We start from the raw sequence: 14,732 nt of genomic DNA, 5'->3' as shown, positions 1-14,732 counted from the left end.
CGGCCCGCGCGACCCCGGCCAGCACGACCCAGGCCCGAGTGAACCCGGCGGCCCCCGAGCCCCGGAAGCCCGGCCGTCCCGCCCGGCCGGGCGGGGCCCAGCGCCGCTCAGCCGCGGGCGAAGTCCGGGGCCAGCAGGGCGTGGATGCCGGCGATGTTCCGGCTGAGGTAGTCGTTGAGCCGGGGCGGCACCACCTCGACCGAGGCCAGCCCCTCCGGGGTGAACGGCAGCCGGACGATCTCGTAGGTGCCGCGCGGCGCGGTGACCTCCGGGCCGTGCCGCAGCGCCGGATCCATGGAGACCAGCCGGCAGACGAAGAAGTGCTGCACCTTCAGGCCGGGCGGCACCCGCTCGTCCGGCTCCGGCAGGTGCGGCACGGTGTCCACGAAGGCCGGCACCACGTCGGTGACCCGGGCGCCCAACTCCTCGAAGACCTCGCGGTGCAGCGCGGCCACCACCCCGGCGTCGGACGGCTCGACCCCGCCGCCCGGCGTGATCCAGTACGGGGGACTGCCGGGCCGCACGCGTTTGATCACGATCAGTTCCGGGCCGTCCAGCAGGATGGCCCGTGCGGTGCGCTTGACCACGGGTTGTGCCTGGTCCATGGGGTTGGTGTGGCCCGTGCGCCCGGTGCCGAAACCTTCCGCTGTTCGGCGCGGGCGTCCCGCCCCGGCACCCCGGGAAGGGCTCAGCCGCGCGCCACGTCCAGCGCCCGGCGGACGTCGGCCACCAGGTCCGCCGGGTCCTCCACACCGACCGAAAGCCGGACGAACCCCGCCGGCACCGCGTCGCCGCCCCAGCGGCCCCGCCGCTCCGCCGTGGACCTGACCCCGCCGAAGCTGGTCGCGTCGTCCACCAGCTCCAGCGCGGTCAGGAAGCGCTCGGCGTGCGCCAGGTCGGGCAGGGTGAAGGAGACCACGCAGCCGAAGGCCCGCATCTGCCGGACGGCCAGCGCGTGGTCGCGGTCCGTCGGCAGGCCGGGGTGGCGCAGGCCGGTCACCTCGGGGCGGTCGGCCAGCGCCCGCGCCACCGCCAGCGCGTTCTCCGCCTGCCTGGCCACCCGCAGGTGCAGGGTGGCCAGCCCGCGGTGGACCAGCCAGGACTCCATGGGGCCCGGGATGGCGCCGGTGGTGGTGCGCCAGCGCCTGACCTCATCGACCAGCGCCGGCTGCCGGCTGGCGACATAGCCGAGCAGCACGTCGCCGTGGCCGTTGAGCCCCTTGGTGCCGCTGGCCACCGACAGGTCGGCGCCCAGCTGGAGGGGGCGCTGGCCGAGCGGGGTGGCCAGCGAGTTGTCCACCGCGACCAACGCGCCCCTGGCGTGCGCCGCCGCGCTCAGCCTGGCGATGTCGCAGAGATCGAGCCCGGGGTTGGACGGCGTCTCCAGCCACAGCAGCCGCACCGGCGCCGCCGCCCGGTGCGCGGACTCCAGCGCGGCCAGCTGGGCGTCGCCGCTGGTGGGCGCGGTGTGCACCAACAGGCCGAAGGACTCCAGCCGTTCGCGCAGCTTGGGCCACAGCTGGTAGCCGTCGGTCGGCAGCACCACGGCCTCGCCCGGCTTGACCAGCGCGAGGACCGCCGCCGAGATGGCCGCCATGCCGGACGGGAAGACGACCGCCTCGGCCGGCTCCGCCGGGCTCTCCAGCTCGGCGATGGCCCGTTCGAGACCGACCCAGGTCGGGTTGTTCTCCCGGCCGTAGCCGAACGGGGCCACCGCCGGGTCGCCCGGCAGGTGGAAGTGCGCCGCCAGCACCGGCGGCGGCATCGGCGGCTGGTACGGCTCCACCGCCGGCAGCCCGGCCCGCACGGCCCGTGTCCCGTCTCCGGTCATCGCTCCACACTCCCGACAGGTCCGATGTGGCCTGATATCGCCGCTCAAGTGTACGGATCCGGGCGGGCCGGGGTGGCTGGGCGCGGGTCAGCCGCCGGTCCGCAGCACCGCGCGGGCCGCGTCGCCGCTCTCCTGGCCGTACCCGCCGCCGAACAGCGCGGCGTGGATCAGGATGTGGTGCAACTGGTGCAGCGGGGCGTGGGCGGCCCGGTGCGGCAGCGGGCGCACCTCCTGGTAGGCGCCGATCAGCCGGTCGAAGTGTGGGCAGCCGGAGAGTTCGAGGAAGGCCAGGTCGGCCTCGGGGTGGCCGCCCTGCGCGGCCGGGTCGATCAGGTAGGGGCGCGGCCCGGCGGTCCACAGGATGTTGCCCGCCCACAGGTCGCCGTGGATCACCGCGGGCGGCTGCGGCGGGCCGGCCAGCTCCGCGATCCGCTCGCAGACCGCCGTCACGTCGGCGGCGTCCCGCCGGTCGATGCCGCCGCCGTCCACCGCCAGCCGCAGCAGCGGCAGCAGCCGGTGGGCGGCGTGCCAGGCCGGCCAGTCCGCCGGATCGCTGACCGGCTCCGGGGTGCGCAGCGGCACCGGGCCCAGATAGAGCGGGCCGGCCGTGCCGTAGTGCGCGGCCGGGGTGGCGTGCAGCGCGGCCAGCTCCCGGCCCAGCCGCTCCGCCTGGCGCGGGCTCGGGCCGGCCGGCTCCACCCAGGACAGCACCAGCAGTCCGGGCCGCGCCGCCAGCACCTCGGGCACGGCCACCGCGCCGGTGCCGCGCAGCAGGTCGAGGCCGGCCGCCTCGGCGGTGAAGAAGTCGGCGGGCGCGCCCGCCCTGGTCTTGGCGAACACCGTCCGCCCGTCGTCGAGTGGCACCCGGTACGCGTCGCAGATCTCGCCGCCGGCCACCCGGCTCGGCGTCCCGTCCGGGGCGCCGCCGACGGCGGCGGCGACCCGTCGGGCCAGCTCGGCGGGGGTGGGGCCGGGGCCGTGGCCGGTCGTCATCGCCGTCTCAACCCACCGCCCCGGTCCGTGCCCTGACCGTCCGCAACAGCTCGGGCAGGGCGGTCTCGATGATCTCCAGACAGTCGGCGAAGCCGCCGTCGTCCCCGTAGTAGGGGTCGGGCACGTCCAGCTCCACCCCGGCGGCGCCGTCGGGTCCGCCGAACGAGCGCAGCAGCCGCACCTTGGCGGCCGCCGCCTCGTCCGGGGCCAGCCGGCGCAACTCCCGCTCGTGGCCGCGGTCGAGGGCTATCACCAGGTCGTAGCCGGCGAACCGGTCCGCGGTGAACCGGCGGGCCGCGTGGTCGCCGGGCGCCGCCGGATAGCCGGCGGCGTTGAGCGCGGCGACCGCCCTCGGGTCGGCCGGGTCCCCGACGTGCCAGCCGTCGGTGCCGGCGCTCTCCACCACGATGCCGGTGTCCAGCCCCTCGTCCACCAGCCGGGCGCGCAGCACGACTTCGGCCATCGGCGAGCGGCAGATGTTGCCCGTGCAGACGAAACAGATGCGATACATGTCGGTCAGTCCTCGGTCGGCTACCGCCCGTTCAGTCGCGGTCCAGGATCATGTTGACCGCCCAGGAGACGATGGAGATGATCAGACCGCCAAGCACCGCGGAGAAGAAGCCGCCGACCTCGAACCTGTCGTCCGCGAGCCAGCCGGTGAGCATCAGCATCAGGGCGTTGATCACCAGGGTGAACAGGCCGAGGGTCAGGATGAGCAGAGGGAGGGCGAAGAGCTTCACGATGGGCTTGACGATGAGGTTCACCACGCCGAAGATCAGCGCCACGATGAGCAGCGTCACCGCCTTGCTGCCGGTGCTGTCGCCGGGTTCACCGATGGTGATGTCGCTCACCAGCCACACGGCGGCGGCCAGGGCCACCGCGTTGGCGATGAACTTCACGAAGATGGTTGTCATACAGGAGATCGTTTCAGATGGCACTGGCTGCGCAAGGGGAATGAGCCGATGAAGGAGTTCCGGCTGGATCGGCTGGACGCGGAACGCGCCGCTCACGACGGCGCCTACCTGCGCTTTCTGCGCGAGCCCCGGATGTCGGCCGGGCTCTACGCGCTGGCCGCCGGCGCGGCGGACGGCCAGAAGCCGCAGGCCCAGGACGTGATCAACTTCGTGGTCAGCGGTCGTGCCGCGATGACGGTGGGTGACGAGACCACGATGGTGGCCCGCGGCAGCGTGGTCTACGTGCCGGCCGGCGTCGGCGCCAGGTTCCACCACATCACCGAGGACCTGCGGGTGCTCGTGGTCTTCTCACCGCCCGAGCCCTGAGCGGCCGACTCCCGAGCGCCGCTCCCGGCTCCGTCCGCCCCCGCCCACCGCGCACCCCACCTCGCCCGCGCACCCCGCCTCCCCCGCCCACCGTTCTCTCAGGGTCGCCTCAGGGAACGGTCAGGGGAGGACTGGGGCCGGTGCGACTCCCGGGAGGGGTGGGCGCGCGCTTAGCATCGAGTCATCGAACTATCACGCTGTCGGGCCGTCGCCCGGTGGAACGACATACGTGCGGAACAGGAGCCAGGGCCATGAAGGAAGCCTTTATGACACTGCCGTGGTGGGTGCGGTGGATCGCCATCCCCGCCATCGCGCTGGTGGTCTTCGGGGGCCTGTTGTTCTCCCTCCTGACCTGGGTGATCGGCCTGGTCTTCCGGATCCTGCTGTTCGTCGCCGTGGTCGCCGTACTGATCTTCGTGGTGCGGAAGTTCACCTCTTCCTCCTCCGGCGGTGGTTGGTAGCCCGCCGCCGCGTCGGCCGGGGGCCCCAGCGCTCCCCGAACGCCGAGCCGAACGTCGAGCCGGCCGCCGGCCCGCCCGGCGCCCCGGCCGCCCCGTCGCCACCGGCCCCGGCGCCCCCAGACGACCTGCGGTCGGCGCTCACCACCAGCGCCGCCAGCAGCGTCGTCACCGGCACCGAGGCGACCAGGCCGATCGAGCCGACCAGCGTCCGCACGATCTCCTCGGCGACCAACTCGCTGAACGCCACCGTCTCCACCCCGCTGCGCGCGATGCTGAAGAGCAGCAACAGCGGCAGCGCCGCCCCCGCGTAGGCCAGCACCAGGGTGTTGACCACCGAGGCGATGTGGTCCCGGCCGATCCGCATCGCCGCCGAGTACAGCCGCCGCCAGTTCGCCTCCGGCGCCGCCTGCTTCAGCTCCCACACCGCCGAGGTCTGGGTCACCGTCACGTCGTCCAGCACGCCGAGCGAGCCGATCAGGATGCTCGCCAGCAGCAGCCCCTTGATCTCGATGCCCGGATACAGGCTGTGCACCAGCCCGGTCTGGTCGTCGGTGTTGCCGGTGAGGTGCGCCCAGCCGATGAAGAGCGAACCCAGCGCCCCGATCAGCAGCAGCGACACCAACGTGCCCAGCACCGCGACCGAGGTGCGGGCGTTGACCCCGTGGCAGAGGTAGAGCGTCACCAGCATGATCACGCTGCCGCCGATCACCGCCACCAGCAGCGGGTTGGAGCCGTGCAGCACCGCGGGCAGGATGAAGAGCGTCAACACCAGGAAGCTGACCACCAGGCCGACCAGCGCCAGCAGCCCGCGCAGCCGCCCCACCGCCACCACCACGAGGGCGAAGAGCGCCGCCAGCAGCAGCATGGGCAGCTTGCGGTCGACGTCCACCACGCTGTAGCGCAGCTCCTCGGGCGCCTCCGGGGCGTACGAGACGACCACCCGCTGCCCCTCGTGGAACCGCTTGGTGGCGTCCGGCGGCACCACCTCGCTGAAGGTGTGCCCGGCGTCGGGGCCGCTGGTCACCTCCACGGTGGCCTCCTGGCACGCCCCGGTCACCCCCTCCTGGACCTGCACGCCCAGGTCCTCGCAGGGCCGGTCCACCAACTCGGTGACCCGGGCGTCCTCGTGCTGCTGGTCGAAGCCGACCCCGGAGCGCTCCTCCTGTTCCGGCGCGCCGCCTGGCCACAGCAGCACCAGACCGGCGACCATCACGATGCCGAACGGCACCAGCACGGCGGCTATCACCCGCCGCAGGTGCTGGGAGACGGGGGCCGCCGGGCCGTGCTGGTGGGTGTGGCCATGCGGATGGGCGTGGGGATCCAGGGGGTCCTGAGGAGCGGTCACCTTCCGATCATCGCCTAAGAATCCCGGGGCCTCTGTTCATCACGGCCGTCGGCCCCTTAGCGTGGAGGGGCAAGAACCATCATCGCGGGAGCTTCGAGCACGAGGCTGAGAGGGCGCTGCGGCTGCGCCGACCGCTGAACCTGTTACCGGGTAATGCCGGCGTAGGGAGCAAGGTCTGATGACCGATCGACACACAGACGCGTCCAGCGCGCCCGTCCTCGGCGCGCACAAGGGATATCTCACCGGATCCCGCCCGGACCTGCGGGTGCCGGTGCGGCGGGTGCACCTCAGCAACGGCGAGTCGGTGACCCTCTACGACACCTCGGGGCCGTACACCGACCCGGCCGCGCCCGCGGTGGCCGGGCGCGGCCTGCCGCCGCTGCGACGGCCGTGGATCGAGGAACGGCGCCGGGACGGCCAGCCGGCCGTGACGCAGCTGGCGTACGCGAACCGGGGCGAGATCACCCCGGAGATGGAGTTCGTCGCGCTGCGCGAGAACCGCCCGCCGGCCTTCGTCCGGGACGAGATCGCCGCCGGCCGGGCGGTGCTGCCGGCCAACGTCAACCACCCGGAGTCGGAGCCGATGATCATCGGCCGGAACTTCCTGGTCAAGGTGAACGCCAACATCGGTAACTCCGCCGTCACCTCGTCCATCGAGGAGGAGGTGGCCAAGATGACCTGGGCCACCCGCTGGGGCGCCGACACCGTGATGGACCTCTCCACCGGCAAGGACATCCACACCACCCGCGAAGGGGTGTTGCGCGGATCACCGGTGCCGATCGGCACGGTGCCGCTCTACCAGGCCCTGGAGAAGGTCGGGGGCAGAGCCGAGGAACTCAGCTGGGAGGTCTACCGCGACACCGTCGTGGAACAGGCCGAGCAGGGCGTGGACTACATGACGGTGCACGCCGGGGTGCTGCTGCGCCATGTGCCGCTGACCGCGCGGCGGAAGACCGGGATCGTCTCCCGCGGCGGCTCCATCATGGCCGCCTGGTGCCTGGCCCACCACCGGGAGAACTTCCTCTACACGCACTTCGCCGAGCTGTGCGAGCTGCTCGCCGCCTACGACATCACCTTCTCGCTGGGCGACGGACTCCGCCCCGGCTCCGTCGCGGACGCCAACGACGCGGCCCAGTTCGCCGAGTTGCGCACCCTCGGCGAGCTGTGCCGGGTGGCCCGCGCGCACGAGGTGCAGACCATGGTGGAGGGCCCAGGACATGTCCCGATGGACAAGATCAAGGAGAACGTCGACCTCCAGCAGGAGCTGTGCCAGGAGGCGCCGTTCTACACCCTCGGCCCGCTGACCACCGACATCGCGCCGGCCTACGACCACATCACCTCGGCCATCGGCGCGGCGATGATCGCCTGGTGGGGCACCGCGATGCTGTGTTACGTGACACCCAAGGAACATCTGGGGCTGCCCGACCGGGACGACGTCAAGGCCGGCGTGATCGCCTACAAGATCGCCGCGCACGCCGCCGACCTGGCCAAGGGGCACCCGGGCGCCCAGCTCTGGGACGACGCGCTCTCCGACGCGCGCTTCGAGTTCCGCTGGGAGGACCAGTTCAACCTGGCCCTCGACCCGGACACCGCACGCGCCTACCACGACCAGACCCTGCCGGCCGAGCCCGCCAAGACCGCGCACTTCTGCTCCATGTGTGGGCCGAAGTTCTGTTCGATGAAGATCAGCCGGGAGATCCGGGAGGACTTCGGGGAGCAGCTCGGGCTGACCGAGGCCGAGCGGACGGCGGTGGACGGCATGGCCGAGAAGTCCCGGGAGTTCGCCGAGTCCGGCGGCCGGGTCTACCTGCCGGTGACCGACTGACCGAACTGACCGAACTGACCGACTGGCCGAACTGGCCGGCCGATCCTGCCGTCTGACCGGCCGGCCGACCGGCCCTCCGCCGGGCCGGGGGGGCGCTCGCTACCCTGGCCCGGCGGATCGGCCGGGGAAGGGAGCCGGGGTGGGGTACACGCTGGAGGCGGTGATCGCCGGGGACGCGCTGTTGGGCGCGGCGGCCCGCGAGCTGCCCGGGGCGACGGTGGTCCCGCTGGCCCAGGGCCTCGCGCTGCTGCCGATGACCGAGGGGCGGTACCCGGGCGGGTCGGCGGCCGAGCCGGCGGACGGGTTGGGGTTCTGGTCGCTGCCGGCCGGCTTCGCCGCGGTCCTCGCCCGCTGGTCGGCCGCCGGACCCGTGGCCTACGGGGAGGCCGACTACTTCGGCGGCACCGGCGAGCAGCGGGCCGCCGTCTGGGCCGCGGGGGCGCTGGTGTGGGGGCCGTCGCACACGCCCGAGGGCCGGCCGTCGTCGCCGGCCGGCAGCCCGCTCTCGCAGGCGCTGCGCCGGCTCGGCGCGACCGCCGGCGGCGCGGTGGACGAGTTCGCGGCCGTCGGCCTGGACCGGCACCGGAGCACCGAGCGGTGGGCCCGCGCCGGCGGCGGGTGAGGACGCGGCGCGGGTGACCGGCCGGTGTCACCGTGCAACCGTTCGGGCCCCGGGCGGCGTCCCACCAGTGTGGTCCCACAACCCAGCCAGGGCCAACGGGCCGTCGACACGGGGCACATGGTGGTCTGCGGTGACGACGCGTTAGCCATCCGGCTCGCCGAGGAGTTGCACGACGTCTACCGCGAACGCGTGACGCTGGTCATGCCGCCGCCGGACGGCCCGGCCGGCCGGCCCGGCATGGCGGGCGCGCGCCCCCGGGTCTCCGCGCTGCTGGGCCGGGTGTCCGCGGCGATCAACCGCCCGGCCACCGGCGCCGGCGCCGGCCCCGGGGACGACACCACCGGGGGCGGCATCCGGATCCCGATCGGCGAGATGGCCGCGCCCGAGCCCACCGAGGAGGCGCTGACCCGGGCCGGCGTGCCCCAGGCCACCGCGTTGGCGCTGGTCTACGACGACGACGAGACCAACCTGCGTGGCGCCCTCGCCGCCCGCCGGCTCAACCCGCACCTGCGGCTGGTGATCCGGCACTACAACCGCCGCCTCGGCCAGCACCTGGCCGAGCTGCTCGACCAGGCGGCGGCGGTCGCCCGGCCGACCGCGGAGCCGCGCGCCCTGGACGCCTCGACCACCGTGCTCTCCGACGCCGACACGGCGGCCCCCGCGCTGGCCGCGACCGCCGTCGCCGGCACCCGCAAGGTGGTGGCGGCCGACGGGCTGCTGCTCCGCGCGGCCGAACGCCCGCCGCCGGCCAGCGGCGAGATCGCCGACCCGGGGCTGTGCACCCTGGCCCTGCTCTCGGCCACCGTCAACGACCCGGCCGGCGCGGAGGGCTCGGACAACAGCGGCCCCCAGGGTCCGCAACTGCTGCCCGACGACCGGCAGGTGGCCGACGCCACCGGCCGGGGCACCGTGGTGCTGGAGACGGTGACCCACACCGGCCCGGCGCTGCCCGCCCGGCGGCTGGCCAGGCGCGGCGCCCCGCTGGCCGAGATCTTCTCCCGCCGGCTGCGGCTCTCCCTGCTCGGCATCGCGCTGGCGGTCTGCGCGCTGGCCCTGGCGCTCTGGCGGACCACCGGCGGCGACGCGCTGCACGCCGCCTACCTGACGCTGCTCGACCTGTTCTCCATCGGCGACCCGGCGGAGGACGAGCCCGTGGCCCGGCAGGTCATCCAACTCATATCCGGACTGGTCGGGTTGGCGCTGCTGCCGATCCTGATCGCCGCCGCGCTCCAGGCGCTGGGCGCCTTCCGGGGCGCGACCAACCTGCCGCGCCCGCCGCGCGGGCTCGCCGGCCACGTGGTGCTGCTCGGTCTGGGCAAGATCGGCACCCGGGTGCTGGCCCAGCTGCGGGAGATGGACATCCCGGTGGTCTGCGTCGAGGAGGACCCGGAGGCCAGGGGCATCCCGTTGGCCCGCCGGCTCCAGGTGCCGGTGGTGCTCGGCGACGTCACCCAGGAGGACGTGCTGGAGTCGGCGAAGATCCACCGGGCGCGCGCCTTCCTCGCGTTGACCAGCGCGGACGCCACCAACCTCGAGGCGGTGCTGCACGCCAGGAGCATCAAGCCGGAGCTGCGGGTGGCGCTGCGGCTGTACGACGACGACTTCGCCACCGTGGTCTACCGCACGCTGCGGGCGGCCCACCCGGAGGCGCTGACCCGCAGCCGGAGCGTCTCCACGCTGGCCGCGCCGGCGTTCGCCAGCGCGATGATGGGCCGGCAGATCCTGGGCGCCATCCCGGTGGAGCGCCGGGTGCTGCTCTTCGCGGCGCTCGACGTGGCGGACTTCCCGCGGTTCGCGGACCGCACGGTGGCGGAGGCGGACCGGCCCGGCGCCTGGCGGGTGCTGGCGCTGGACCTGACCGCGCCGGACGACCGGCACCCGGACCTCACCGCGGTCCGCGCGTCCGGGCGGGGCGAGCCGTCGGGCGGCCTGCTGTGGGACGTGCACCCGGGCTACGTGCTGCGCCCCAGGGACCGGGTGGTGGTCGCCGCGACCCGGCGCGGGCTGGCGGAACTGCTGGGCCGATAGGGCGCGTCGGGTCCGGGTCCGGGCCCGGCGCCCGGGGAAAAGCCGGGGCGACTGTCAGTGGGGCGTGTCATCATCTGGGGCCCTGATCTGAACGCGTGGCGACGTCTCACGCGTCCCGCCTCCTCTCGACAGCGCAGGAACGATCATGACCTCCGAGCAGTCCCGTCCGTCCTCCTCCCTGCCCGCGTCCGGGCCGGTCGCCGCCGACCAGCACCATCTGATCCAGGTCCGCGGCGCCCGCGAGAACAACCTGCGGAACGTCTCCCTCGACCTCCCCAAGCGCCGGCTCACCGTCTTCACCGGGGTCTCCGGCTCCGGCAAGTCCTCCCTGGTCTTCGGCACCATCGCCGCCGAGTCGCAGCGGCTGATCAACGAGACCTACACGGCCTTCGTGCAGTCCTTCATGCCCAGCCAGGCCCGTCCCGACGTGGACGAGCTGCGCAACCTCAGCGCCGCCATCGTGGTGGACCAGGAGCGGATGGGGGCCAACTCCCGGTCCACCGTGGGCACCGTCACGGACGCGTACACGATGCTGCGGATCATCTTCAGCCGGCTCGGCACCCCGCACATCGGCACCTCGACCCGGTTCAGCTTCAACAGCGCCGAGGGCATGTGCCTGCCCTGCGAGGGGCTGGGCGAGGTCAGCCGGATCGACATCGACCAACTGGTGGACCGCGACCTGTCGTTGAACGAGGGCGCCATCACGGTGCCGGGCTTCGACGTGGGCTCCTGGTACTGGCAGGTGATGGCCGGCTCGGGGCTCTACGACCCGGACACCAGGCTCCGCGACTTCACCGCCGAGCAGTGGGATGACTTCCTCCACAAGCCGAGCACCAAGATCCGGATCGGCACCAACAACATCACCTACGAGGGGCTGGTCCCCAAGGTGCAGCGGGTCTACCTCAGCAAGGACCGGGAGGCGATGCGGCCGGGCCTGAAGGCGTTCGTGGACCGGGCCGTGGTCTTCGCCGAGTGCCCGTCCTGCGGCGGCAGCCGGCTCAACGAGGCGGCGCTCGGCTGCACGATCGACGGGGTCAACATCGCCAGCTGCTCGGCGATGGAGATCAGCGCGCTGGCGCGGTTCGTCGGCGGGCTGGCGGCACCCGAGGTGGGGCCGCTGCTCACGGCGCTGCGGGAGCTGCTGGACTCGCTGGTGGAGATCGGGCTGGGCTACCTCAGCCTGGACCGCCCCTCCGGCACCCTCTCCGGCGGCGAGTCGCAGCGCGTGAAGATGGTCCGCCACCTGGGCTCCAGTCTCACCGACGTGACCTACGTCTTCGACGAGCCCACCACCGGGCTGCACCCGCACGACATCCAGCGGATGAACGGCCTGCTGCTCGGGCTGCGGGACAAGGGCAACACGGTGCTGGTCGTGGAGCACAAGCCCGAGGTGATCGAGATAGCCGACCACGTGGTCGACATCGGTCCCGGCGCCGGCACCGCCGGCGGGGAGATCCAGTACGCGGGGCCGCTGGACGGGCTGCGCGCCTCCGGCACGCTCACCGGCCGCCACCTCGAACACCGGGTCCCGGTCAAGGAGTCGGTGCGCCGCCCCACCGGCCAGCTGCCGATCGTCGGCGCCAAGCTGCACAACCTCCAGGACGTGAGCGTGGAGGTGCCGCTGGGCGTGCTGACGGTGGTCACCGGCGTCGCCGGGTCGGGGAAGAGCTCGCTGATCCACGGCTCGCTGCCGGGCCGGGACGGCGTGGTGGTGGCCGACCAGACGCCGATCCGCGGCTCCCGGCGGAGCAACCCGGCGACCTACACGGGCCTGTTGGGCCCGATCCGCACCGCGTTCGCCAAGGCCAACGGCGTGAAGCCGGCGCTGTTCAGCGCCAACTCGGCCGGCGCCTGCGACAACTGCAACGGCCTGGGCCTGGTCTACACCGACCTGGCGATGATGGCCGGCGTGTCCTCGGTCTGCGAGCAGTGCGAGGGCAAGCGGTTCACCCCCGAGGTGCTGGAGTACCGGCTGCGTGGCCGGAACATCAGCGAGGTGCTGGACATGTCGGTCGCCGAGGCGGACGACTTCTTCACCTCGGGGCAGGCGGCGGCGATCCTCGGCCGGCTGACCGACGTCGGCCTCGGCTACCTGCGGCTCGGTCAGCCGCTGACCACGCTGTCGGGCGGCGAGCGGCAGCGGCTCAAGCTGGCCATCCACATGGCGGAGCGGGCGGCGATCTACGTGCTGGACGAGCCCACCACCGGACTGCATCTGGCCGATGTGGACCAACTGCTGGCGCTGCTCGACCGGTTGGTGGACAGCGGGAACACGGTGGTGGTGATCGAGCACCACCTCGCCGTGATGGCGCACGCCGACTGGCTGATCGACCTGGGGCCCGGCGGCGGCCACGACGGCGGCCGGGTGATCTTCACCGGGACGCCGGCCCAGATGGTCGCGGACGCGGACACCAGGACCGCCACCCACCTGCGGGCGTACGGCCAGCGCGGCTGAGCCGGCCGGGCCGCGCCGGCGGGGCGTTCGGCCGCGGGCCGGCCCCGCCGGCGCGGGCTCAGGGAGTGGACGGGAGCGCTCCGGTGGGCGAGCATGGTCGGGAGGCCACCGCGGGGCGGACGGCCGGAGCGACGGACCGGGCCGGCGGATGGCGCCGGACCCGCCCGGGGAACCTTCTCGATCACCCGGACGTCCCCTTACCGGGGAGACCCGTTCCCGAGGGGGCGTCGTATCCGACCCGGCGCGTCCTCGGATCGGTGGCATGACTGGGGAGGGCACATGTCGATGCAGTACTGGCAGAGCGGACCAGCCGAGCAGAACCCGACCATCATGCGGGCCTCGGACAGCGACCGCGAGCGCGCCGCTGACGTGCTCAAGGCCGGCTTCGCCGAAGGACGCCTGAGCAAGACCGAGTTCGACGACCGGGTGCAGCGTCTCCAGACGACCACCACCTACGCCGAGATCCAGCCGCTCCTCGCCGACCTGCCGCAGGGCCCGGTGCCCATGCCCACCCCGGCGGCGACGCCCTACCCTCCGACGTTCGGCCCGCCCGCCCCCGCCGTGGTCATCCACCGCCCGCCGTACCAGGGGCCGGTGCCCGGCGGTCCGCGCCCGATCTACCACGCGCCGCGCCCGTTCCCGTTCGCCGCGCCGCCGCCGCAGACCAACGGGAACGCGGTCGCCGCCATGGTCTGCGGGATCTCCTGCTTCTTCACCTACGGGCTGACCGCCATCCCGGCCGTCATCCTGGGACACCGGGCCAGGGCCACCATCCGGCGGACCGGGGAGAGCGGCGACGGCATGGCGCTGGGCGGCCTGGTGATGGGCTACCTCAGCCTGGCCCTGATGGCGGTCGGCATCACGCTGCTGGTGCTGCTGGTCTGAGCCGCCCCGCGGCCCCCGCGCCGGGGCCGCCCCGCCGTCCGGTTCGTCCCGGTGGGCGCATCATGGAGGCATGCCCGAGGGAGACACGGTCTGGCTGACCGCTCGGCGGCTGCACGACGGCCTGGCCGGGCGGACGCTGACCCGTGCCGAGCTGAGGGTGCCCCGGCTGGCCACCGTCGAGCTGCGGGGCCGTACCGTGCTGGCGGTGGTGCCCCGGGGCAAGCACCTGCTGACCCGCGTCTCCGGCGGCCTCACCCTCCACTCGCACCTGCGGATGGACGGCGCCTGGCGGGTCTTCGCCGCCGGCGAGCGCTGGCGGGGCGGCCCGGGCCACCAGATCAGGGCCATCCTCGGCACCGAGGCGGGCACCGCCGTCGGCTACCGGCTGCCGGTCCTCGACCTGCTCCGCACCGCCCACGAGGAGCGGGTCGTCGGCCATCTGGGCCCCGACCTGCTGGGGCCCGACTGGGACGAGGCGGCGGCGCTGGCCCGGCTGGCCGCCGCGCCCGAACGGCCGCTCGGCGACGCCCTGCTCGACCAGCGCAACCTGGCCGGCATCGGCAACGTCTACCTCGCCGAGCTGTGCTTCCTCGCCCGGGTCACCCCCTGGGTGCCGGTCGGCGAGCTGCCCCGCTTCGCGCCCGCGCCCGCCGAGCCGCTGGCCCGGCTGCTGCGGTCCGCCGCGCGCCTGCTGGCCGCCAACCGGGACCGCTTCGACCGCATCACCACCCCGCCCGGCGAGCGCCGGTCCCGGCTCTTCGTCTACGGCCGCGCCGGCCGGCCCTGCCTGGTCTGCGGCACCCCGATCCGGGTGGTCGGCGACGCCCACGGCGAGCCGGGCCGGGAGCGCCCCACCTACTGGTGCCCGCGCTGCCAGCACGGCCCGAGCGGCCCGGCGGCCGGCCACCCGGCCCGCCGGCCTACCCGCTGACACCGGCCCTGACCAGCGGAAAAGCCGTGACTCACCGAGCGTACACACATGGTTCACCACCAGGTCATCTGTCCGT

Annotated in this window: 14 protein-coding genes; 8 read left to right on the top strand and 6 right to left on the bottom strand. The window is 73.9% G+C overall.

What is annotated here, in order from left to right; translation table 11 throughout:
- Positions 1-107: 107 nt before the first annotated feature.
- From RM844_RS12280 to RM844_RS12260, 5 genes are all read right to left on the bottom strand, one after another.
- On the bottom strand, positions 108-605 hold the full coding sequence (locus RM844_RS12280; RefSeq protein ID WP_311667124.1) for an NUDIX domain-containing protein: 498 nt from the start codon (positions 603-605) through the stop codon (positions 108-110).
- An 83-nt stretch (positions 606-688) separates the two neighbouring features.
- Positions 689-1,831, bottom strand: coding sequence for a cystathionine gamma-lyase (locus RM844_RS12275; RefSeq protein ID WP_311667122.1), 1,143 nt, complete (start codon positions 1,829-1,831; stop codon positions 689-691).
- Between the two features lie 87 nt (positions 1,832-1,918).
- Positions 1,919-2,824: a fructosamine kinase family protein gene (locus tag RM844_RS12270; RefSeq protein ID WP_311667121.1), complete on the bottom strand. Its 906-nt coding sequence runs from the start codon at positions 2,822-2,824 to the stop codon at positions 1,919-1,921.
- A 7-nt stretch (positions 2,825-2,831) separates the two neighbouring features.
- Entirely contained in the window at positions 2,832-3,335 is a 504-nt protein-coding gene (locus tag RM844_RS12265) for a low molecular weight protein-tyrosine-phosphatase (protein WP_311667120.1), read from the bottom strand.
- 31 nt (positions 3,336-3,366) lie between these two features.
- Complete coding sequence (locus RM844_RS12260) at positions 3,367-3,738, bottom strand: phage holin family protein (RefSeq protein ID WP_311667119.1); 372 nt, start codon at positions 3,736-3,738, stop codon at positions 3,367-3,369.
- A gap of 48 nt (positions 3,739-3,786) precedes the next feature.
- Between RM844_RS12260 and RM844_RS12255 the strand changes: the two genes are divergently transcribed.
- Positions 3,787-4,104, top strand: a complete 318-nt coding sequence (locus RM844_RS12255) for a cupin domain-containing protein (RefSeq protein ID WP_311667118.1) — start codon at positions 3,787-3,789, stop codon at positions 4,102-4,104.
- 251 nt (positions 4,105-4,355) lie between these two features.
- Positions 4,356-4,565 (top strand): DUF5326 family protein, encoded by a 210-nt coding sequence (locus RM844_RS12250; RefSeq protein ID WP_311667117.1) that lies wholly within the window; start codon positions 4,356-4,358, stop codon positions 4,563-4,565.
- Here the strand turns inward: RM844_RS12250 and RM844_RS12245 are convergent.
- Positions 4,534-5,910: a YibE/F family protein gene (locus RM844_RS12245; RefSeq protein WP_311667116.1), complete on the bottom strand. Its 1,377-nt coding sequence runs from the start codon at positions 5,908-5,910 to the stop codon at positions 4,534-4,536. The genes RM844_RS12250 and RM844_RS12245 overlap by 32 nt on opposite strands.
- A gap of 178 nt (positions 5,911-6,088) precedes the next feature.
- Between RM844_RS12245 and thiC the strand changes: the two genes are divergently transcribed.
- The 6 genes from thiC to RM844_RS12215 all read left to right on the top strand — a co-directional run bounded on the left by thiC (position 6,089) and on the right by RM844_RS12215 (position 14,656).
- Entirely contained in the window at positions 6,089-7,735 is a 1,647-nt protein-coding gene (gene thiC, locus RM844_RS12240) for a phosphomethylpyrimidine synthase ThiC (protein ID WP_311667115.1), read from the top strand.
- A gap of 139 nt (positions 7,736-7,874) precedes the next feature.
- Entirely contained in the window at positions 7,875-8,357 is a 483-nt protein-coding gene (locus RM844_RS12235) for a hypothetical protein (protein ID WP_311667114.1), read from the top strand.
- Between the two features lie 117 nt (positions 8,358-8,474).
- Positions 8,475-10,385, top strand: a complete 1,911-nt coding sequence (locus tag RM844_RS12230; protein ID WP_311667113.1) for an NAD-binding protein — start codon at positions 8,475-8,477, stop codon at positions 10,383-10,385.
- A gap of 145 nt (positions 10,386-10,530) precedes the next feature.
- On the top strand, positions 10,531-12,840 hold the full coding sequence (locus RM844_RS12225; protein WP_311667112.1) for an excinuclease ABC subunit UvrA: 2,310 nt from the start codon (positions 10,531-10,533) through the stop codon (positions 12,838-12,840).
- A 279-nt stretch (positions 12,841-13,119) separates the two neighbouring features.
- Positions 13,120-13,725, top strand: a complete 606-nt coding sequence (locus RM844_RS12220) for a DUF1707 and DUF4190 domain-containing protein (protein WP_311667111.1) — start codon at positions 13,120-13,122, stop codon at positions 13,723-13,725.
- Positions 13,726-13,795: 70 nt separating this feature from the next.
- Entirely contained in the window at positions 13,796-14,656 is an 861-nt protein-coding gene (locus RM844_RS12215; protein ID WP_311667110.1) for an Fpg/Nei family DNA glycosylase, read from the top strand.
- The last annotated feature ends 76 nt before the right edge of the window (positions 14,657-14,732 follow it).

Origin of the sequence: Streptomyces chisholmiae (genome assembly GCF_031845445.1) — a bacterium.
Classification (GTDB): Bacteria; Actinomycetota; Actinomycetes; order Streptomycetales; family Streptomycetaceae; genus Streptomyces; species Streptomyces chisholmiae.
Note: the sequence above shows the minus strand (reverse complement) of the source record. Positions and strands in the feature narration are given on the sequence as shown.

Excerpts from the sequence above, each read along its gene's own strand:
- RM844_RS12280 (WP_311667124.1), bottom strand. The coding sequence starts at position 605 with ATGGACCAGGCACAACCCGTGGTCAAGCGCACCGCACGGGCCATCCTG.
- RM844_RS12275 (WP_311667122.1), bottom strand. The coding sequence starts at position 1,831 with ATGACCGGAGACGGGACACGGGCCGTGCGGGCCGGGCTGCCGGCGGTG.
- RM844_RS12270 (WP_311667121.1), bottom strand. The coding sequence starts at position 2,824 with ATGACGACCGGCCACGGCCCCGGCCCCACCCCCGCCGAGCTGGCCCGA.
- RM844_RS12265 (WP_311667120.1), bottom strand. The coding sequence starts at position 3,335 with ATGTATCGCATCTGTTTCGTCTGCACGGGCAACATCTGCCGCTCGCCG.
- RM844_RS12260 (WP_311667119.1), bottom strand. The coding sequence starts at position 3,738 with ATGACAACCATCTTCGTGAAGTTCATCGCCAACGCGGTGGCCCTGGCC.
- RM844_RS12255 (WP_311667118.1), top strand. The coding sequence starts at position 3,787 with ATGAAGGAGTTCCGGCTGGATCGGCTGGACGCGGAACGCGCCGCTCAC.
- RM844_RS12250 (WP_311667117.1), top strand. The coding sequence starts at position 4,356 with ATGAAGGAAGCCTTTATGACACTGCCGTGGTGGGTGCGGTGGATCGCC.
- thiC (WP_311667115.1), top strand. The coding sequence starts at position 6,089 with ATGACCGATCGACACACAGACGCGTCCAGCGCGCCCGTCCTCGGCGCG.
- RM844_RS12230 (WP_311667113.1), top strand. The coding sequence starts at position 8,475 with ATGGTGGTCTGCGGTGACGACGCGTTAGCCATCCGGCTCGCCGAGGAG.
- RM844_RS12225 (WP_311667112.1), top strand. The coding sequence starts at position 10,531 with ATGACCTCCGAGCAGTCCCGTCCGTCCTCCTCCCTGCCCGCGTCCGGG.
- RM844_RS12220 (WP_311667111.1), top strand. The coding sequence starts at position 13,120 with ATGTCGATGCAGTACTGGCAGAGCGGACCAGCCGAGCAGAACCCGACC.
- RM844_RS12215 (WP_311667110.1), top strand. The coding sequence starts at position 13,796 with ATGCCCGAGGGAGACACGGTCTGGCTGACCGCTCGGCGGCTGCACGAC.